The sequence below is a fragment of the Streptomyces sp. NPDC050997 genome, from assembly GCF_040660135.1.
In the GTDB taxonomy this organism is placed as follows: domain Bacteria; phylum Actinomycetota; class Actinomycetes; order Streptomycetales; family Streptomycetaceae; genus Streptomyces.
Genome location: NZ_JBFAGK010000001.1, coordinates 363,625 through 382,775 on the forward strand (window position 1 = coordinate 363,625; position 19,151 = coordinate 382,775).

17 protein-coding genes are annotated in these 19,151 nt (G+C 71.3%); 8 read left to right on the top strand and 9 right to left on the bottom strand.

Going from position 1 to position 19,151, the window contains the following annotated elements; genetic code table 11:
- Positions 1 to 182: 182 nt before the first annotated feature.
- Positions 183 to 734, bottom strand: coding sequence for a DUF1707 and FHA domain-containing protein (locus tag AB0H86_RS01640; protein ID WP_362431582.1), 552 nt, complete (start codon positions 732 to 734; stop codon positions 183 to 185).
- Positions 735 to 920: 186 nt separating this feature from the next.
- Between AB0H86_RS01640 and treZ the strand changes: the two genes are divergently transcribed.
- Positions 921 to 2,666, top strand: coding sequence for a malto-oligosyltrehalose trehalohydrolase (gene treZ, locus AB0H86_RS01645; RefSeq protein ID WP_362431584.1), 1,746 nt, complete (start codon positions 921 to 923; stop codon positions 2,664 to 2,666).
- A 60-nt stretch (positions 2,667 to 2,726) separates the two neighbouring features.
- On the opposite strand, the gene AB0H86_RS01650 is transcribed toward treZ, so the two are convergent.
- The 7 genes from AB0H86_RS01650 to AB0H86_RS01680 form a co-directional block, all read right to left on the bottom strand.
- Positions 2,727 to 3,683, bottom strand: coding sequence for an aminoglycoside phosphotransferase family protein (locus tag AB0H86_RS01650; protein WP_362431586.1), 957 nt, complete (start codon positions 3,681 to 3,683; stop codon positions 2,727 to 2,729).
- 43 nt (positions 3,684 to 3,726) lie between these two features.
- Positions 3,727 to 4,854 carry an aminopeptidase P family protein gene (locus AB0H86_RS01655; protein WP_362431588.1) on the bottom strand — a complete coding sequence of 376 codons (1,128 nt, stop codon included), beginning with the start codon at positions 4,852 to 4,854 and terminating at the stop codon, positions 3,727 to 3,729.
- Positions 4,855 to 4,988: 134 nt separating this feature from the next.
- Complete coding sequence (locus AB0H86_RS01660; protein WP_362431590.1) at positions 4,989 to 5,573, bottom strand: PDZ domain-containing protein; 585 nt, start codon at positions 5,571 to 5,573, stop codon at positions 4,989 to 4,991.
- Between the two features lie 356 nt (positions 5,574 to 5,929).
- Entirely contained in the window at positions 5,930 to 8,086 is a 2,157-nt protein-coding gene (gene cyc2, locus AB0H86_RS01665) for a germacradienol/geosmin synthase Cyc2 (protein WP_362431592.1), read from the bottom strand.
- Positions 8,087 to 8,254: 168 nt separating this feature from the next.
- A complete protein-coding gene (locus AB0H86_RS01670; RefSeq protein WP_362431595.1) occupies positions 8,255 to 9,502 on the bottom strand; it encodes a damage-control phosphatase ARMT1 family protein in 1,248 nt (415 codons plus the stop codon).
- 86 nt (positions 9,503 to 9,588) lie between these two features.
- Positions 9,589 to 10,236, bottom strand: coding sequence for a ScbR family autoregulator-binding transcription factor (locus AB0H86_RS01675; protein WP_362431597.1), 648 nt, complete (start codon positions 10,234 to 10,236; stop codon positions 9,589 to 9,591).
- Between the two features lie 67 nt (positions 10,237 to 10,303).
- Positions 10,304 to 11,173, bottom strand: a complete 870-nt coding sequence (locus AB0H86_RS01680; RefSeq protein WP_362431600.1) for a ScbA/BarX family gamma-butyrolactone biosynthesis protein — start codon at positions 11,171 to 11,173, stop codon at positions 10,304 to 10,306.
- 218 nt (positions 11,174 to 11,391) lie between these two features.
- Between AB0H86_RS01680 and AB0H86_RS01685 the strand changes: the two genes are divergently transcribed.
- The 3 genes from AB0H86_RS01685 to AB0H86_RS01695 all read left to right on the top strand — a co-directional run bounded on the left by AB0H86_RS01685 (position 11,392) and on the right by AB0H86_RS01695 (position 14,006).
- Entirely contained in the window at positions 11,392 to 12,033 is a 642-nt protein-coding gene (locus AB0H86_RS01685) for a ScbR family autoregulator-binding transcription factor (protein ID WP_362431603.1), read from the top strand.
- Positions 12,030 to 12,881, top strand: a complete 852-nt coding sequence (locus AB0H86_RS01690) for an NAD(P)H-binding protein (RefSeq protein ID WP_362431605.1) — start codon at positions 12,030 to 12,032, stop codon at positions 12,879 to 12,881. The genes AB0H86_RS01685 and AB0H86_RS01690 overlap by 4 nt, the downstream gene beginning before the upstream one ends.
- Positions 12,882 to 13,046: 165 nt before the next feature.
- Positions 13,047 to 14,006 carry a lytic polysaccharide monooxygenase gene (locus tag AB0H86_RS01695; protein ID WP_362431607.1) on the top strand — a complete coding sequence of 320 codons (960 nt, stop codon included), beginning with the start codon at positions 13,047 to 13,049 and terminating at the stop codon, positions 14,004 to 14,006.
- 18 nt (positions 14,007 to 14,024) lie between these two features.
- On the opposite strand, the gene AB0H86_RS01700 is transcribed toward AB0H86_RS01695, so the two are convergent.
- Entirely contained in the window at positions 14,025 to 14,675 is a 651-nt protein-coding gene (locus tag AB0H86_RS01700) for a Tat pathway signal sequence domain protein (RefSeq protein ID WP_362431609.1), read from the bottom strand.
- 644 nt (positions 14,676 to 15,319) lie between these two features.
- On the opposite strand from AB0H86_RS01700, the gene AB0H86_RS01705 reads away from it, so the two are divergent.
- The 4 genes from AB0H86_RS01705 to AB0H86_RS01720 all read left to right on the top strand — a co-directional run bounded on the left by AB0H86_RS01705 (position 15,320) and on the right by AB0H86_RS01720 (position 19,064).
- Positions 15,320 to 16,012, top strand: coding sequence for a DUF6230 family protein (locus AB0H86_RS01705; RefSeq protein WP_362431612.1), 693 nt, complete (start codon positions 15,320 to 15,322; stop codon positions 16,010 to 16,012).
- Positions 16,012 to 16,542: a DUF6114 domain-containing protein gene (locus AB0H86_RS01710; RefSeq protein ID WP_362431614.1), complete on the top strand. Its 531-nt coding sequence runs from the start codon at positions 16,012 to 16,014 to the stop codon at positions 16,540 to 16,542. The genes AB0H86_RS01705 and AB0H86_RS01710 overlap by 1 nt, the downstream gene beginning before the upstream one ends.
- A gap of 417 nt (positions 16,543 to 16,959) precedes the next feature.
- A complete protein-coding gene (locus AB0H86_RS01715; protein WP_362431616.1) occupies positions 16,960 to 17,757 on the top strand; it encodes an SAM-dependent methyltransferase in 798 nt (265 codons plus the stop codon).
- Positions 17,758 to 18,044: 287 nt separating this feature from the next.
- On the top strand, positions 18,045 to 19,064 hold the full coding sequence (locus AB0H86_RS01720) for a sugar ABC transporter substrate-binding protein (RefSeq protein WP_362431619.1): 1,020 nt from the start codon (positions 18,045 to 18,047) through the stop codon (positions 19,062 to 19,064).
- Positions 19,065 to 19,151 lie beyond the last annotated feature (87 nt).

Here is a 19,151-nt window from a genome sequence, read left to right on the forward strand (position 1 = left end):
TGCATGGTGTACACACAGTCAGTCACGACTTGACGGGTACGTCAACACCACGGAGAGCAAAGGGAATTGAGTCAACACAACAGGTCAAGCACGGGCCAGAGCTAAGGTTCGGCTCAGTCGGCGGCCCGGGCTCGGCTCCGTCGAGAGACCGGCTTCGGCTTCGTCGAGAGACCGGCTTCGGCTCAGTCGACCGAGAGCCGGAAGGCCATCCGGCCGAACCCGACCTGGTCGCCCTCGCGGACGACGGCCGCGCCGATGACCCGTCGTCCGTTCACCGTCGTGCCGTTGGTGGAGCCGAGGTCCCGCAGCACCCACATGCCGCCCTGCCTGCTGAGTTCGGCGTGCACGCGGGAGACCGTCTCGTGGGTCAGCCTGAGGCCGTTGGCGGGGTCGCGGCCGATGCGCAACGGGTGGCCGGCGCCGGGGTGCGGCAGCAGTAGCTTGGGGAGCCGCTCGGCCTGCCAGGCCCTGCGCAGCCGCACCGTGAAGCCGGAGACCGCCTCGACGGTGCCGAACACCAGCCGGGAGACACGGCTCTCCCTGGGCAGATCGGCGGTGAGGGCGACGAGTTCGTCGGAGCGGCGGGCGGTGAGCGCGAGCTCCATGCGGTGGATGAACGTGTCGTGCGAGAGACGACCCATGGCTACGCCGTCACGGAGCACCTTCAACGCCTTGTCGCGCTCCGCGTCGGACAGCCGCGCGGGGTACGTGTTGAACTCGAAGGACGACGTCACCCTCGTGATTGTCGGGCAGCCGAAGCCGAGTGTCCAGAAAACGCGAGAACGGCCGCTCCGCGCGCGAGCCCGGCGGCACCTGCCGCGACACCTGCCACAAAGGGGAGGGTTCACCGGCGTATTGATCGCGTTTGAAGCACCATGGGCGGGGCTACATCACGGTGAGCAGACGAAGGGGAACCGTCCATGCAGTTCGAGGTGTGGGCACCGCAGGCCGCTCGTGTGACGCTCCAGTGCGACAGCGCCACGAGCGCGTTGGAGCACGATCCGGAACGCCCTGGCTGGTGGTGGGGGCAGGCGCGGGCGCAGGACGGCACGCGGTACGGGTTCGCCCTGGACGACGGTCCGGTGCTGCCCGACCCGCGGTCGCGCCGGCAGCCGGACGGCCCGGACGGGCTGAGCGCGGTCGTCGATCACGAGCGGTACGCGTGGCGCGCCGAGTGGGCCGGACGTGCGCTGCCCGGCGCGGTGCTGTACGAGCTGCACGTGGGCACGTACACGCGCGAGGGCACCCTGGACGCGGCCGCGGAACGACTTGGGCATCTCGTCGAACTGGGCGTCACCCACGTCGAGTTGATGCCGCTGTGCCCCTTCCCGGGGCGGCACGGCTGGGGGTACGAGGGCGTCTCGCTGTGGGCGGTGCACGAGCCGTACGGCGGTCCCGAGGCGCTGAAGCGTTTCGTCGACCGGGCCCATGAGCTCGGCCTGGGCGTGGTCCTGGACGTGGTGCACAACCACCTCGGCCCCTCGGGCAACTACCTTCCGCGATTCGGCCCGTACTTCACGGACACCCATCACACGCCCTGGGGTTCCGCGGTGAACCTGGACGCGCCCGGCTCGGACGAGGTGCGCGCGTATCTGCTGGACAGCGCGCTGTCGTGGCTGCGGGACTACCGGCTCGACGGGCTGCGGCTGGACGCGGTGCACGCGCTGGCGGACACCCGCGCCTACCACTTCCTGGAGGAGCTGTCGACGGAGGTGGACGCTCTCGCCGCCGAGGTGGGCCGGCCGTTGTTCCTGATCGCCGAGTCGGACCTGAACGACCCGCGGCTGGTCACCGCGCGCGCGGCGGGCGGCCTCGGACTGCACGCCCAGTGGAACGACGACTTCCACCACGCCCTGCACACCGCGCTGACCGGCGAGTCCCAGGGCTACTACGCCGACTTCGGCCGCGCCCCCCTCAAGGCCCTCGCCAAGACGCTCAGCGCCGGCTACTTCCACGACGGCACGTACTCCAGCTTCCGGGGCCGGCACCACGGGCGCCCACTGGACCGCTCGCGGGTGGCGGCGCACCGGCTCCTCGGCTACAGCCAGACCCATGACCAGGTCGGCAACCGCGCTCAGGGCGACCGGCTGTCGGCCTCCCTCTCCCCCGGTCTGCTGGCCTGCGCGGCCGCGCTGGTCCTCACCGCGCCCTTCACCCCGATGCTGTTCATGGGCGAGGAGTGGGCGGCCGGCACACCGTGGCAGTTCTTCACCGACCACACCGACCCCGAGCTCGCCGAGGCCGTACGGCGGGGCAGGCGCCGGGAGTTCACCGCGCACGGCTGGGCCGAGGAGGACGTCCCCGACCCACAGGACCCGGCGACCCGCGACCGCTCCTGCCTCGACTGGTCCGAACCCGAACGTGAGCCCCACGCGCGCGTGCTGGCCTGGTACCGGAGCCTGCTCGCGCTGCGGCACGAGCAGGCGGACCTCACCGATCCCGACCTCGCCGACATCAAGGTGGCGTACGACGAGCAGGAACGCTGGCTGGCCTTCCGGCGCGGGGACGTCCGGGTGGCCGTGAACCTGGCCGAGGAAGCGGCCACGATCCCCCTGGGCACCCGCCCCGCGCGCGTCCTCGCCGCATGGGAGCCCGTGCAGGCGCCGGGCGCGGCCGGGTTGCTGCATGTTCCCGGGGAGTCGTGCGTGGTGCTGTTGCAGGAGTGACCTAGTCCTGCGGGGTGCCGCGCGGGAGGCGTGGTCTCGGCGGTCTCGGCTCCCCCGGCCCTACGGCTGCGCGTCGTCGCTCTCCGCGTCCCGCAGTTCGGTGACGCGTTCCAGCAGGATCGTCTCCCAGGCGCGCCGCAGCTGGGTCCTGAGCAGCGACAGGGAGCGATCGTCCCGGCCGTCCAGGCGGGCGGCGAGGCGGATGACGGTGTCGCAGCGGGCGAGCCACAGGCCGCGCAGACAGGGGCGGGCGCCGTAGCCGGCGAGGGTGGCCGCGCGGACGGCGGCCGGGGAGCCGACGGCGAGCGCGAGGCCGGCGATGTCCTCGGCGGGGTCGCCGACGACCGCGCCGGTCCAGTCGAGGACACCGCGCACCCGGCCGTCCGCGCCGACCACGAGGTGCTCGCCTCTGAGGTCGTGGTGGACGAGGACGGCGGTGGCGGGCTGCGCGGCGAGCTGGACCGCGGCCGTCGGTGCGAGCTGGTGCAGGCGTGCGGGGTCGAACTCGTCCGCCGCGGCGAGGCGTTCGGCGGCCTTCCCGGCCGCCCGGCGCAGGGCCTCGAGGGAGCGCGGGGCGGTGCGCGGCACCCCGAGGGACTCGGCCTGCCGGACCGGCACCTCGCGCAGCCCGGTGAGCAGCCCGGCCAGATCGGCCTCGCCGACGGCGGACACGTCGTGCTCGTCCCCCGAACCGCCGGGCATCCTGGCGTCCAGGGTGTAGGTGAGCCCGGGGGTCCACTCGCCGTGCGCCACGCTCGTCGGCACCGCGACCGGCAGGTGGGGACGCACCAGGTCCCGCAGGCGCAGTTCGCGGCGCCGGCGGACGGCGGCCTCCGGGTCCGGGTCGAGGCGCAGCACATGGCGGGCGCCGACCCACCAGGCGGCGTGTCCACCGCCCGCGACGACGGGCCGGACCTCGGGCCCGGCGGCGTCGTCCGCGCCGGCCCCGCTGTCCTGGAGCAGGGAACGGACCAGTTGGCGGACGGTGTCCGCGGTGGGTGTCGGTGCCTGGGTCATGGTCGCGCCGTTGTCGGTCGGGGACGGGGGCTCCTGCTGCTCGTCACTCCACTATGGCCATCTCCCGGCTGGTGGCGTTGAGGCGGCGTCCGCCGTCCTCGGTGACAGTGACGATGTCCTCGATGCGTACCCCGAAACGGCCGGGCAGGTAGACGCCGGGTTCCACGGAGAAGCACATGCCGGGCACCAGGGGCTGCTCCTCGCCCTCGATCATGTACGGCGGCTCGTGCGTGGTGACGCCGATGCCGTGCCCGGTGCGGTGGATGAACCAGTCGCCGTACCCCGCGTCGGCGATGACCGCGCGGGCGGCCCGGTCGACCTCCTGGCAGGGGACGCCCGGCCGGACCGCGCGAAAGCCGGCCTCCTGGGCCTCGCGGACGAGGTCGTGCACCCGGCGCTCCTCGTCGGTGGGCTCGCCGACATGGACCGTGCGGGAGGTGTCGGAGCCGTAGCCGTCCCTCAGGCCGCCGAAGTCGAGGACGACCATGTCGCCGCGCTCGACGACGCGGTCGCCGACCTCGTGGTGCGGGTTCGCGCCGTTCGGGCCGGAGGCGACGATGGTGAAGTCGACCTGTTCGTGCCCGTGTTCGCGCAGCAGTCGGGCGAGGTCCGCGGCGATCTCGGACTCCTCGCGACCGGCGAAGGGAACGTTCCGGATCTCCTCGAACGTGGCGTCCGCGGCGGCTCCCGCGGCCGCCAACAGCTCCAGCTCCGCCGCGTCCTTGACGGCACGCAGCATCGGCAGGGCCTCGGTGAGGGAGGCGTACGAGGTGCCCGGGAGCGTCTTCTGCAGTCCCAGCAGATGCATGGCCCAGGCGTTGTCGCTGACGCCGAAGCGGCCGCTCGCGTCGAGGAGCGCCGCGGTGGCGGCGTAGGGGTCCTTGCCGTCGGTCCAGTCGCGCAGGGTCAGCGCGGGCGCGCCGGTGGCTCTCGCCGCGTCCGGGGCCTCCAGGGCGGGGACGACGAGGACGGGGTCCTGACCGGGGGCGAGGACCAGCAGGGTGAGGCGTTCGGTGGCCGCGGTGGGCGCGTAGCCGGTGAGCCACACCAGGTCCGGCCCTGGGGCCACCAGGAGCCCGGCGAGTCCCGCGTCGCCGGCCGCCCGCAGGGCCCGCCGCATACGAGCTCGGTAGTCGTCGGCGGTGAAGGGCGCGGGCGTGCTGCCGGTCATCCGGGCCTCCCTGGGCGGGGTGAAAGGACTACGGGCAGCATCCTGCCCGCACAGCGGGGGCCGCGCGAGCCGGTTGTCACGTCTTTCGCGCCTTCCTCGTGCGTGAGTCACTCAGTGTGAGGGAGCGGTCGTGCTCATGTGACGACGCCGGGGACGACCGTCAGCCGCTGGTAGCCCCCGCTCCTGTGCCGAACGGTCAGGATGACCTCCTTGCCGGGGCGGGCCCGGGTGACGACCTTGGCGAGGTCGGCGGCCGAGTCCACGCGGGTCCGGCCGAACACGAGGAGCACGTCCCCCCTCACCAGGCCGGCCGAGTAGCCAGGGCCCGGGACATGGACGCCGACGACCAGGGCGCCCGCCTTCTCGGCGTCCACGGCCTCCAGACCGAGCGTCGCGCCGCCGCGCGCCGGTACGGGGCCCGCGGGCACGGAAGGGGCCGGGTACGCCAAGGCGGACGGGCCGCCGTGACCCCCCGGCGCGGCCTGCCCCGCCTGCCGTTGCAGCTCGGCCAGTCTGCTCATGCCGATCACCGTGGCGCCCACCGTGCCCAGGCCGACCCCGGACAGGACCAGGACCGTCCCGACGAACAGGGCGAACAGCAGGGCCCGCAACCGTCGGCCCCGCCGCCGCGCGGCATGCGGACGCCGGACAGGAGCGGACCTGCCACCACCGGGTTCCCGACCTGGCATCGGCTTGGGACGCAACGCAGTCTGTTCCATGGATCGCCTCCGGCTGATGCTCTACCCGGGACACCGGCGCACGACGAGCCACGAACGAGTGAGACTGACCTGCGGTGAAGGGTGGGAAGCCATAGCCGTTCGACGCACTCACCCGTCGCGCCGCACCGGGCTTCCCGAGCGCTCCCCGGTCGAGCTCGTGGCACGGCCGCATGCCGCACCGGGGCGCACCGAGCCGGACTTCCTGCTGCTCGACGCGCAGGACGTCCGAGAGCTCGCTCGGAGGGCGACGGAGCGGCTCGGCGGGGTGGGGTGGCCGACCCAATCTCGCGAGTCGGCGCTCCGCCCCCGCACCCCGTCCGTGGCACCGCGAGCACGCCGACGCCCCGAGGCCGGGGTCAGCCGACCGGTAGCGCCGGCGGTGTGTCCGGGAGGAAGCCGTGGGCGCGGCGGGCCAGGTAGTGGGCCTTGTAGCGGTCCACCTCGCGGTGCCAGTTCAGGATGCCCGCGAGCCAGTTCCGCAGGTCGGCCACATAGTTCCCCATGACCTCGCGGGCCTCCTCGGAGAGGTCGAAGTCGTCGTACACGATGGGCAGTTCGTGCTGGGCGACATGCTCGAACTGCTCCATGCGCCGGGTCATCAGGTCATGGACGACGCCGAGGGCGGTCGGGTAGTCGATGCCGAAGAAGTTCTGCACCACGAGGATCGCGTTGTGGACCTCACCCTCGTACTCGATCTCCTTCTGGTACGAGAACACGTCGTTGACCAGGCACGCGTAGTCGATGGCCGCGTTCTCCAGGGAGCGAACGGGGCCGCTGCGGTAGACCTCCGGCGGGACGGCGGGGCCGTGGCCCATCCGGCACATGCTCAGGGTGAGGTCGGAGCCGAAGGTGGCGCGCCGCATCTCCAGGTAGTCGACCGGGTCGGGGATGCGGTTCTGGAGCTGGTTGGACAGCTCCCAGACCCAGCTCTCCGTCATCACGTTCACCGTGCGCTTCAGGGCGCGCCGTTCGTCCGGGGTCATCGCCGCCGTCGTTCGCGCCCACAGGTCGACGAGTCCGTGCTCCATGGCGTTGGCCGGGACGACGGTCTCCTCACCGTCGACGGGCATGCAGTCCGACAGGCGCTGAGTGGTCAGGCGGGCCGCGGCCAGGTCGCGGCGGTGGCCGAAGACGAGTGGGTAGTAGTCGTCGCCGTACGTGCCCCAGGCCAGCCAGTGGGAGCTGAGGTCGAGGGCCTCGGGCGTGGCGTCCGGGTCGAGGCCGGCCGAACACAGCGGGAGGTCGGCGGCGGCGAGCTTGTCCTCGTCCCAGACGCCCTCCTCCAGGATGCCCATGCGGTGCGCCCACTCGGTGAGCCGGGAGCGGGCCCCGTTCAGATGCGGGCTGAGCTCGACCTCGAAGGGCATGTAGAAGTCGGGCAACCGGGACGGGCCGACCTTCTGGTACGGCACATGGATGTGGGCGCGCAGCCGCTCGACGCCGGCCGAGGCGAGCAGCGCGCCGACGTCGGCGGCCGAGGTACCGGGCCCGGTGAGGCCGTGCCAGGGCTTGGTGGACCGGGCCCGCGCGTTCATGTACCGACTGGAACGCATGTGCCATTCGTGGCCGCCGGACTGCCAGTCCTGCAGTCCCCGCGTGTACTGGGCGACCGCGGCCAGCTCCGGCGGGGTCAGGCCCTGTTCCAGGGCCACGGCGGGCACCTCGGTGAACGCGGTGTGCTCGAACTGGTGGAGGCGCGAGGTCAGGACGTCGTTGACGGTGTCGGCGGCCTCCTGGGTGGTGCAGCCGAAGAAGGTCTCCAGGACGAGCACGCCGTTGCTGAGCTCACCCTCGTCCTCGACCTCCCGCTGGTAGGAGAACAGGTCGTTGCGCAGGTGGACGCCGTCGGCGAAGGTCTCCATCAGGACCCTCAGCGGCCTCGAACCGGCGACCGCCGAGGGGACTTCCGCGGTCGCGTACTCCACGAGGCCGGCCGACCACGGGGCGCCGCCGACCTTGCGGCGCATCTCGATGTACTCGACCGGGTTGGCGATCCGCCCCTCGTTGATGTTGGACAGCTCCCACAGGGACTCGTTGAGCAGGTGCTCGGTGGCGACGGAGAAGCGGCGGCGCCAGTCGGCGGACATCGACGGCACCGTGCGCGTCCACAGGTCGGCGAGGCCCGCCTCGACCGGGTTCCGCGGCTCGGGCATCGGCGTGGACAGGTCCATCGGCATGAACAGCGGCAGCCGGTCCAGATACGCCTTGCCGCCGGCGCGGTCCTGGGTGCGTTTGAAGATCTCCAGGAAGTGGTCGTCGAAGAAGAACACCCACACGTACCAGTCGGTGATGAGCGAGAGCGCCGGGCCGTCGCAGTCGGGGTGTGTGTAGGCGCAGAGCAGGCCGTAGTCGTGTGCGTCGAGGTCGGCCTGCTCCCAGATCCCGGAGCCCTCCAGCATGCCCATCTCGCGTGCCCACACGGTCGAGTGGGCCCGGGCCTCGTCGACATGCGCGTTCAGCCGCGCGGGATACGGCATGTAGAAGTGCGGGAGTTCGAAGGGCTGCTGCGTCATGGCCGGGCCCTACCCAGGGCCCCGCGACGGCATCCACGGGCCGGGACATGATCACACCATCGCGTGAATCAGGGCGAATCCGCCCGCCGCGGGCACTACGGCCTGCCACCCGGCGTACGCCCCACCACGGGGCAGCGCCTCACCCCTGGGCAGCGCCTCAGGATCTCCTCAGGGCCTGACCTGGATCAGGGCATGGGTACCGCTGGTGCGCCAGCGCTGTCCCTCCGCGGCGACCAGCGCGGCCTCCGTGTCCGCGTCGAGACCGGTGATCACGTCGGACTTCAGGGTGCGCAGAGCGGCCACCGGGCTTGGGAAATAGGCGGTGACATCGGCGAAGGGCGTGGTCGCGGGATGACGGCGGTCACCCACCAGGCGGCGGTAGTTGAGGTCGCCCTTGACGACCGTCAGGTGCGCGGCGGCGAGCTCCCCGCGGAGGTCGTCGGGCATGTCCGCGTACGGCAGCGGGGCGCAGAAGAAGGGGTGCGCGCGGACCGTGAGGCGACCGTCGGCCATGGCGGACCAGAGCTGGTGCCCGTAGGCGGCCGCCTGGCCCGGGGCCCGCGTCAGGCGGCGCAGCGCGTCGACCACGTCGGCGGTGGTGGCGTCGGAGACGTAGTACGGATACGGCTTGACGTGCAGGACGGCCCGCTGGATCCGCCCGTGCGCGAGAAGGTGCGCGATGAGCAGCAGGTCGGGGATCAGCTCGCGGCCGGCGTTGTCGGCGATCAGACAGAGAGTGCCCGCGTCTCCTGGGCCGCCGGTGCCTCCCGCGCCTCGGGTGTCTCGGGCGTCTCCCGCGCCTTGGAGCAGGGCCGCCCACAGGGTGTCGCTGTCGTCGGCGACCAGGCTGGGGGCGGCGGCCTTGTCCTCGGCTGAGGCGTCCGAGAGACGGAAGCCGAGGTCGGCTCGGTTGCCCCACAGGGAGCCGTGGAGCAGGGCGGCGGCCTGTTCGTCCGCCGGGCGGCCTGCGAGGTCGTCGAGGGCGGCCAGTTCCTCGTCGGTCTCCCGGGAGTCGAGTTCGGCGAGCTTGGAGGGGCGGAAGGGGTCGATGCCCTGCCAGGGTCCGGGGCCGAAGTAGCCGACGGCGTCCAGGAGTCGGCGGTAGAAGTGGCTCTCCGACCACAGCCACGGCACGTCGAACCAGGAGCGGCCGGTGTACTGGTCCATGCCCCAGGCCGACCAACGGTCCCGGTCGGGAGCGTCGGCCGGGAGCGGTTCGATCACGCCCTTGACGCAGCTCGCGAGCAGCGCGTCGAGGGCGTCGTGCTGTTCGGGGCCGTACGGGAAGGCCTCGCGCACCTGTCGGACGATCGCGGGATGCCGCTCGGCGAGCACGCTGTGCGGGAACGAGCCGGGTTCGTCGGCGAGGATCACGGGCGCGGACGGCGCGGGCACGGGCGGCGAGGTGTGGGGCATGCGCCTCACCGTATCGCGGGGCTTTCGACCGCCGGCGGAACCATCACCCCGCCCCGGCCTCCGCCCTCTCGCCCGCCCTCGCCCGGTCACACCGTCCTGATCTCCCGCTCCAGCTGTGCGATCAGGGTCAGATACCGCGCCCGCCGAGGCACCGGGACCATGCCGCGGATCATCATGTGCCACATCTCGGCCAGTCTGCGGGGCTGACGGGCCAGGGGTTCCAGGGAACTGCCCACGACACGGGTCCCGACGAAGAAGCAGACGAGGGAGTGGGCGACGGCGTCGACGTCCGTCTCCGGATGGAGATCGGACTCCTTGACCGCACCGAGGAGTTTGCGGGAGGAGAGCTCCAGCCACTCCGTGAAGGGGTGCCGCAGCGGCGGGCGCACCTCCACTCCCCCGGTGGCCAGACGGAGGCCGGCCCGGGGAATCGGGTCCTCGACGGACAGCCGCGCTATGCCGAAGGTGATGCGCATCAGCGACTCGAGCGAGGTGTAGCCCCGGCTGTCCGCGTCGTTCGCCAGCCGTCGTGAGGCACGGGACTGCAACTCCATGATCGCGTGGGCCAGGTCCTCCTTGGCCGCGAAGTGGAAGTACAGGGCGCCTTTGGTGACTTGGGCGTGCTCGACGATGTCGCTCAGGCTCGTCGACTCATAGCCGTACCGGTCGAACAGATCGGCGGCGGCCGTGATGATCGTCGAGCGGGTCTGCTCGGCGCGTAACTGCCTCGGCATCGACGGAACACTCCTGCGGGAAAGAACGGGTCATGCCGTTTGTTTCTGACTCCTCGTACACGATAGCTCACCATGACGCTGTGTCGACCGTGCACTCGAAGACCGTCGAATCGCCCTGCCTGCCCACGACTTGTACGGCACCTCCGACCCCGTCCACCGTCTCGATCCAGGCAGGTTCGTCCAGTTCGCCGTAGCGGTCGAAGGTGATTTTGAACGACACCGGCGAACGGGCCCCGCCGGTGTGCGCCCGGACGGCCTGGCGGGCGGCTTCCAGCAGCAACATGCCCGGAACATGGTCGAGTGGATGGTCGAAGAAAACGGGGTGTGCGGTATCTACTCGCAGCTGCCACAGACCAGGGCGCCCCGCCGGGGCGAGGACCACGTCAGCGGGCAGCGCCCGGCCCACGGTGGCGGGCGGCAATGGGGGCGGCAGCGGCAGAGGGGCCACCGTGGCGGCCGTACGACCGCCACGCAGCCGGCGATAGACGGGCTCGCCGATGCAGGTGAACACCACCCGCGTCGCGGTCGCGACCCGTTCCCCGCCGCGCAGCACCTGAGCCGTGTAACGGGCGCCCACCGGACGGCGGCCCCGGTACTGGACGTCGACGAAGTCGACCTCCACGGTCAGCTCGGCCGGGACCGCTCCCACGGCCAAGTACTGCGGAAACGTGGCCACTTCGAACTCCTGGAGCACGAAGTGGTGGTCCAGGGGCACGTCGTACTCGGTGTGCGCGATCAGTGTTCCGCTCTGCCGCACGGTCTCCACGACGAGCAACGGGTCGTACGCGGAACGGTCGGCCGACACGTGTAAACCATGCGTGCGCGGCCACTGCGCCGATACGGAGAACCGGTGGTCCGCGATCCGGTGCCAGCCGGTGAGGAAGGTCTCGGCGACCGCCGCGCGGTGTACGAGTTGACGGGGCACGGTCGCCGTCATGGACAGGGTTTCGGCAAGGTGCCGCGGTTGAGGCATATCTCTCCCTACGGTCCCCCGAAAGGCATGTGCAGACAGTGAGGCGTCCACTCCGGTGAGCGTTAGAGTACGAGCCGACCGGTTTGTTTTCAATGAGATCAGTCGCCAGCACCTTATGATCGGGGCCCACTACGGCACACGATTGCGGGCACCGGACAACAGGGCGCAGCGGAGGGGCTCTTATGGCACGGCAGGAGCGCGCCATCAGGACGCGCAGGGCGATCCTGGAAGCGGCGGGCGCGGTCTTCGACAAGCACGGATACGCCTCCACCACCATCTCCATGGTGCTGGAGCGGGCCGATGTCACCAAGGGCGCCCTGTACTTCCACTTCTCCTCCAAGGAGTCCCTGGCCCAGGCGGTGCTGGACGAGCAGGTGCCGTTCGGCGCGGTCCCGGAGCAGCCCTGCAAGCTGCAGGAGATCATCGACATGACGTTCGTGGTGGCGCAGCGGCTGCTGACGGACTCCCTGCTGCGGGGCAGCGTGCGGCTGACGGTGGACCAGGCGACGCCGCCCGGGGTCGACCACTCCGGGCCGTTCCGGCAGTGGGCGGAGCGGCTCACCGTGCTGATGGAACAAGCACGCGGCCAGGGCGAGTTGCTGCCCACCGTGCAGCCTCGGGACACCGTGGAGCTGCTGGTGGGAGGCTTTGCCGGCATTCAGTTGATGTCCCGGGCGCTGACCGACCGGACGGACCTCGCGCACCGGATCTCCGTCCTGTGGTCCCACATCCTGCCCAGCATCGCGGTGCCGGGTCTGCTGCTCGGCCTGGACAGCAGGGCCGACCGAGGTCTGCGGGTCCTCTCCGCGGTCCCCGTACCGTGATCCTCGTGGCAGGGGCCACCGGCACCGTCGGACGGCTGGTGGCCCAGCGCCTGTCCGGTAGCGGCACGGTGCGTCTGCTCGTCCGCGCTCCGTACCGCGCCCCCGTACCGGACCCCGGAACCGAGACGGTGGTCGGGGACTTCGACGATCCGGGCAGCCTGCGCGAGGCGCTCACCGGCGTACGGTCCGCACTGCTCGTCACCATGAATCCGCTCGCGCCCGCCCAGGACGAGAACTTCCTGACGGCCGCCCGCGCGGCCCGGGTGGCGCAGGTGGTGAAGCTGTCGGCCCAGGCGGTGACCGACGCCGACGCCACCGACCTGGTCACGCGGTGGCAGCGGGACAACGAGGAGCTGCTGCGCGCGTCGGGCCTGCCGTGGACGCTCCTGCGGCCACGCGCCTTCATGTCCAACACCCTTGGCTGGACCGGCTCCGTCCGGAGAGAGGGAGTGGTCCGGGCGCCTCACGGCAGCTTACGCAACGCGACGGTCGATCCTCGGGACATCGCCGACGTGGCGGTACGGGCCCTCACCGAGCCGGCACGTCACGAGGGGCACGCGTACGCGCTCACCGGGCCCGAGGCGCTCACTCCGGCGCGGCAGACGGAGATCCTCGCGGAACTGCTCCAAAAGCCTCTGGCGTTCGAAGAGTTGACGTCGAATCAGATGCTGCGGGAACTGCTGAGGCGCTATCCCGCTCCGGTGGCCCACGCTCTGGTCGAGAGCGCCGAGCGCGGCCGGAACGGGACGAAGGCGCGCGTGGACCCCACGGTCGCCGAGCTGCTCGGCCGACCCGCGGGCACGTATCGGGACTGGGCGGCCGCCCATCTGGACGCGTTTCGCGCCTGAGGGGGTCGCGTCGGCCGGGAGGGCCTCGTGCCTGGGTGGGGGTCCCGTTCACCCGGCTGGGAATCCCGTGAACGCGTCCCGCCGATTTCCCGTACTGGACGGGAGCAGACCGTGGCCCCCCCACGGAAGCCAGGCCGTTCCGTTCCGCCCGAGGAGACGTTCCGGATGCCCCGGACCACCGCACACCGCACCGCCGCCCTGGCGGTCTCCGTCACGAGCTCCCTGCTGCTGGGCATGTGGGCGGCGGCGCCCGCCGTGGCGCACGGCGCCCCCACGGATCCGGTGAGCCGGGTCTACGGCTGCTCACCCGACGGAGGGGAGACGGGCACCGCCGCCTGCCGGGCGGCCGTCGCCGCGAACGGGTCGCCCTTCACGGCCTGGGACAACCTGCGCGTCGCGAACGTGAACGGTCGGGACCGGCAGACCGTCCCCGACGGGGAGCTGTGCAGCGGCGGGCTGCCCGCGTACCGGGGCCTCGACCTCGCCCGCGCCGACTGGCCGTCCACCCGTCTGGCCCCCGGCGCCTCGCTGACCATGCGGTACGCCTCGACGATCCCGCACACCGGCACGTTCAAGCTCTACCTCACCAAGCCCGGCTACGACCCGGCGAAGCCGCTGACCTGGTCGGACCTTCCGGAGAAGCCGTTCGCGGAGGTGACGGACCCGACGCTGACGAACGGGGCGTACCGGCTCAGGGCGACGCTGCCGTCCGACCGGACGGGACGGCATGTGCTGTACACGATCTGGCAGAACAGCAGTACGCCGGACACGTACTACTCGTGCTCGGACGTGGTGTTCCCGACGGCGAAGAGCTCTGGCGCGCAGGCCGGCGCGGGGTCGGGCTCGGCCACGAACGACAGCGGCGAGAGCGCGGCTCCGTCGCCCACGAAGTCCGCGGAACCCGCGAAGTCCGCGCCGCAGAGTCCGACGCGGACCGAGTCGTCACCGACCGCCGCCCATTCCGGCGGCCACACCGAGGCCGGCGCCGCCCCGGAGAGCACTCCGGTGGCCTCCGCCGCGGACTCTGACTCCGGCCCGTCCACGCCGGCAGTGGCGGGCGGCGCCGCCGCGGTGCTGTTGCTCACCGGGGGCGCCGCCCTGGCGCTGCGGTTGCGCCGGCGTTGAACGCCGGGCGGAACAGCGTTAGTTGACGAACACCAGCGCGCCGCCGTCCGTCACCGGCGCGTACTTCGCGGTGAAGTAGCCGTTGGCGAAGCACAGCGAGGAGCCGGACGTCTTGGTGAACTGCTGCTTGGTGAAGGTGATGCTGTTGTCGGCGTTGTCGGCCTTGCCGGTCAGACTGGGCGTCTGGTAGACGCAGTTGATGCTGCCGAGCAGGGTGCGCAGCACGACCGTGGTCTGGACGGCGGAACCGCTCGGCGCGGTGACCGTGACGGTGCCGTCGGAGTTCACGGCGGTCGTGTACGGCAGGTTGTTGACCGTGATGCTGGTGACGCCGAGCACGCCGACGACGTTGGTGCTGCAGGTGCTGCTGTCGAAGGTGTGGCCGCTGAGCGTCTCGGTGGCCGTGCCGGGCGCGGCCGGGTTGTCGGCGACGGTGGCGGTGAACTGCGAGCTCGTGCAGGAGATGCCGCTGGTGCCGGTGTCGCTGGAGTAGAGGGTCGCGGTGGTGCCGGAGGCCAGCGGCGCGGTGAGGACGTCGCCGACGGCGACGGGCGTACCGCCGAGCCCACCGGTGGTGAGGACCGGGGTGTCGGCCGCGGATGCGGGGACGGCCGCCATGGTCAGGGCGGCGACGGCTCCGGTGAGGGCGAGGAGGGAACGGGTACGCATGCGGGTGCCTCTTTTCTGGGGGGCGGATTCTTCCGCGGTGAGGGTTGGCTTCCCGGGGTGGGGACGCGGTTCGGGTCCGCCATCGCCGGCCCGTGACGCCTTCTCCGTACGGCACGGACCGGCAACGGCAGCCCACCGGTGACCGTCCGGAGACCCAATGGGGGAGGGCTCCGGACGGGCCGGGTGGGAGGGCGGCCCGGCACGGCCTCAGGGGGGAAGCGACCGTGTGGGTGCCGTGAAGGGGCTGACTTGGGCAGTGACATGCCCGTAATGGACAGAACGTCCGGGAAGCGGCTGGATCCGGCGCCACGGATCGGGGGAAGCCACGGAGAGTTCTAGACCTGAGTGTCAGTCAACGTCAAGGTCTCGCAGGGCAGTTAGTGGTCCGGCGAGGCCTTTTTGTCATCCGCGCAGCAGTTGGATCACAGGTGGCACATAATCAACACCCTTTTCCCACAACTTGCTTGACCCTCGAATGTAACCACGGGTAACTTCCTGGACGGCTACTGATGCGTAACGAGAAAGCCCTTGCATCCACCGGGAGTTGCGGGGAGGCGTGCGCACCGGTTCGCTGTCCGCGCCAGGGCAACGTGCCAACTGAACCTGAAGCCCAACTGCATTGACTATGCCCACAGGAGCAGCACATGGCCTCGTCCTCGGACGTCACATCGTCCGCCGGTAACACCCCAGAGAACCCGGAAAGCGGTTCCGCAACCGGAGTGTCCGAAACCCCCGACGGTTCCGCCAGACGCGGACGGGTGCGGGCGCGTCGGGCCGCGATCATGGCGGTGCCGGCCGCAGCGGTCGCCGCGGGGCTCGCGATCCTGACCGCCGAGGGAGCGCTGGGTGTGCAGTTCGCCATCTCCGGCATGCCCTTCACGGTCACCGCGACCGAGCTGAAGGGCACCGGATTCGAGCAGTTCGGCGGCCTCGACAGCATGGCCGAGGGCAGCCCGAACGCGGGCGACACCGGTGGCCAGGTGCTGGTCGTCACCTCGGCCATCAAGAACGCCACGCTCGACTCTCTGTGCCAGAGCGTCGACCTGGGTGGCACCAACCTGCTCATCAAGGCCGGCAGCGGGGCGCAGAAGGTCCAGGCGAGCGACCTGACCACCGACTCCACCGAGCTGTCGGGTGACGCCTCCTTCAACAACATCGAGATCGGCAACGACGCCAGCACCCTGACCAAGGCGGGCGTGAAGGGCCCGATCGGCGTCTTCAGCCAGCAGGCCGACACCGTGCGTATCGCCAACCTGCGGCAGACCAACTACGCCACCACCGCCGGCGTGTTCAAGCTGCCGGGTCTGAAGCTGAGCTTCAGCGACAAGGGCTGCTGATGTCGGGCCGGCCAGGTCAGGACACGCGCTCCGACTTCCGGAACTGGCGGGCCCGACGTCCGTTCTGGGGCGGGCTGCTGCTCGCCCTGGGCGGAGCGGAGGTCCTGCTCACCGAGAAGGCGTCGCTCAAGGTCGTCATGCACATCGGCATGCAGGGCCTGGCCGGTTACCTCCTGCCGGCCCTGATGGTGCTGCTCGGGCTGCTGATCCTCTTCAACCCCGCGCAGCGCCTCTTCTACTCGATCACCGGCATTCTGCTGTCCCTGGGCACCTGGCTCACCTCGAACCTGGGCGGCTTCTTCATCGGCCTTGCGCTGGGGGCGGTGGGCAGCTGCCTCACCTTCGGCTGGCTGCCCGACCAGGCGCCGCGCGTGAGCCGACGGCAACGCCGGAAGACGGCACGCGAGGCGAAGGAACTCCAGCGGGAGACGGCCGACGAGCCGACCGCTCGCGACGAGACCGCTCAGACGGCTCACGACGAGACGGCTCAGCGGCAGGCCCCTCAACGGCAGCCCGTCGAATCCGTCTGAAGCCCGGACCCGGCCGCCCGGTGAGCCCAACAGGGCCCGGGCGCCCCGGAGTTGTGCGGCCTGAGGCGGAGCCAATCGGGGTTCGGCAGCCCGCCGACCATTCGGCATCGTGCGTCCGCGCAGACATCCGGCGTCGGGCGGGCCCGCAGACATCCGGCGTCAGGCGGCCCGGAGTTGTCCGGCATCAGCCGGCCCTCAGCCCCTCGGCATCAGCCGGCCCCCAGCCCCTGGGCATCAGTCAGTCCCGCTCAAGGCGCTCACCGTACGGAGAAGCGTGGGCCCGGTCCCGTCCAGGTCGCCGGAGACGCCGCTCTGCCGCCCCGGTGTGTACCTGCCGACGGCCGCGCGGGGCCGGTGGGATCCATGTCGGTCAACCGCACGGGATTAGACGCGAGTTACCCATGGGAAGGGAGGTGCATGGACCGAGACATCGACACCTCTACCGCGCACTCCGCGCGGATCTACGACTACATCATCGGCGGCAAGGACCACTACCCGGCGGACCGGGAGGCCGGTGACGCCATGTGCAAGGAGTGGCCCGCGCTGCCCGTCCACATGCGGGCCAACCGGGACTTCATGCACCGGGCGGTGCGCCGGCTGGCCGGGGAGGCGGGGATACGCCAGTTCCTCGACATCGGCAGCGGCATCCCCACCTCGCCGAACATCCACGAGATCGCCCAGGCGGTGGCTCCGGAGTCGCGGGTCGTGTACGTGGACAACGACCCGCTCGTCCTCGCCCTGTCGCGGGAACTGCTGAACAGCTCTCCGCAGGGCCGGACGGCGTACGTCGAGGCGGACATGCGCGACCCGGGCAGCATCCTGGACGCCCCCGCGGTGCGGGAGACGCTCGACCTGACGCGGCCGGTCGCCCTGACCGTGATCGCGATCGTGCACTTCATGATGGACGAGGACGACGCCGTCGGTATCGTCCGCCGGCTCCTCGACCCGCTCCCGCCCGGCAGTCACCTCGCGATGTCCATCGGCACGGCCGAGTTCGCGCCGGACGAGGTCGGCCGGGTGGCCCGCGAGTACGCGGCCCGGGGCATGCCGATGCGGCTGCGCACCTTCGCCGAGGCCGAGGAGTTCTTCGCGGGACTGGAGCTCCTCGAGCCGGGCATCGTGCAGGTCCACAAGTGGTGTCCGGACGGCACGGGCACCGAGGTGGTCCGGGACGAGGACATCGCGATGTACGGGGTCGTGGCGCGCAAGCCGTAAAGCCCCGGGGGGCGAAGGGTGGCGAAGGGGGGTAGGCGACGCGGCCGGGCCGAACGGCTCGTTCCAGTTCGCGCCACCCCCTGCCGCCGCCTTCGGCCTCCCGGCGGGCGCAAAGATCATCACGATGCGGCACCGACAACTCAGTGCGAGCGGCCGATCACTTGACTACCGGCGGTCACACACGGTTGGCTCCAAGCCGATGACGGTTCAACCGGTCAGCGCCCGTGCGCGATTCGACCGTATTTTTGTGTTCCTCTTGCTCGGCCGCACAGCGAGGTGCCCGCTCCATGAACACTCCTCCCCCACCTCAGGCCTCCCGGGGATCCGTCCGCACAGCCGTCCTGGCCGCCGCGCTCTGCCTGCTCCTGGCCGGCTGTTCCGGATTCGGCGGCTCCGGGCTCGACACGAGCGCGGACGCGGACGCGGCGGCCGGTGCGCAGAGCGGCCGGACGAAGGTCGCTCTGATCACCCACGGCGGCCAGGGAGACTCCTTCTGGGATCTGGTTCAGAAGGGCGCCCGGGCCGCGGCCGCCAAGGACGGCATCGACCTGACCTACGCGAGCGACTCCGATCCGGTCAAGCAGGCGCAGTTGGTGCGGGAGGCGGTCGACGACAAAGTCGACGGTATCGCGGTGACTCTCGCCAAGCCGCAGGCGATGAAGGGCCCGGTCGCCGACGCGAAGGCGGCCGGCATTCCCGTGGTCGGCCTGAACTCCGGGATCGACGCCTGGCGTTCGCAGGGTCTGCTGGAGTACTTCGGCCAGGACGAGAGCCTCGCGGGCCGGGCCGTCGGCGACAGGCTGGACGCCGTCAAGGCCAAGCACGCCCTGTGCGTCATCCACGAGCGGGGCAACGTAGCCCTGGAGGCGCGCTGCGCCGGCGTGAAGAAGACGTTCACCGGCCAGACCGAGATGCTCTACGTCGAGGGCACCGAGCTGAACGCGGTGGACGCCGCCGTGACGGCCCAACTGCGGCAGGACCCCTCCATCGACGAGGTCGTCACGCTGGGCGCCCAGTTCGCGCTCACCGCGGTCGAGTCGGTGAAGGCGTCGGGCAGCAAAGCGAAGGTGGCCACCTTCGACCTCGACAAGGACCTGGTCAAGGCCGTGCGCGACGGGGACGTGCAGTTCGCGGTGGACCAACAGCCGTATCTGCAGGGCTATCTCGCCGTGGACGCGCTGTGGCTGTACCGGACCAACGGCAACCTCAGCGGCGGCGGGGTGGCTCCCGTACTCACCGGACCCGCGTTCGTCACCAGGACGAACGTCGCCGCGGTCGCCCGCTTCGCCGCCGCCGGAACCCGCTGACGACCAGAACCCGCTGACCGGCGGCCCCCACCGACGGACCCTCCGCCCCCCGCCCGCTCCTTACCCGCTCCCCTCCCTCCCCGCTGA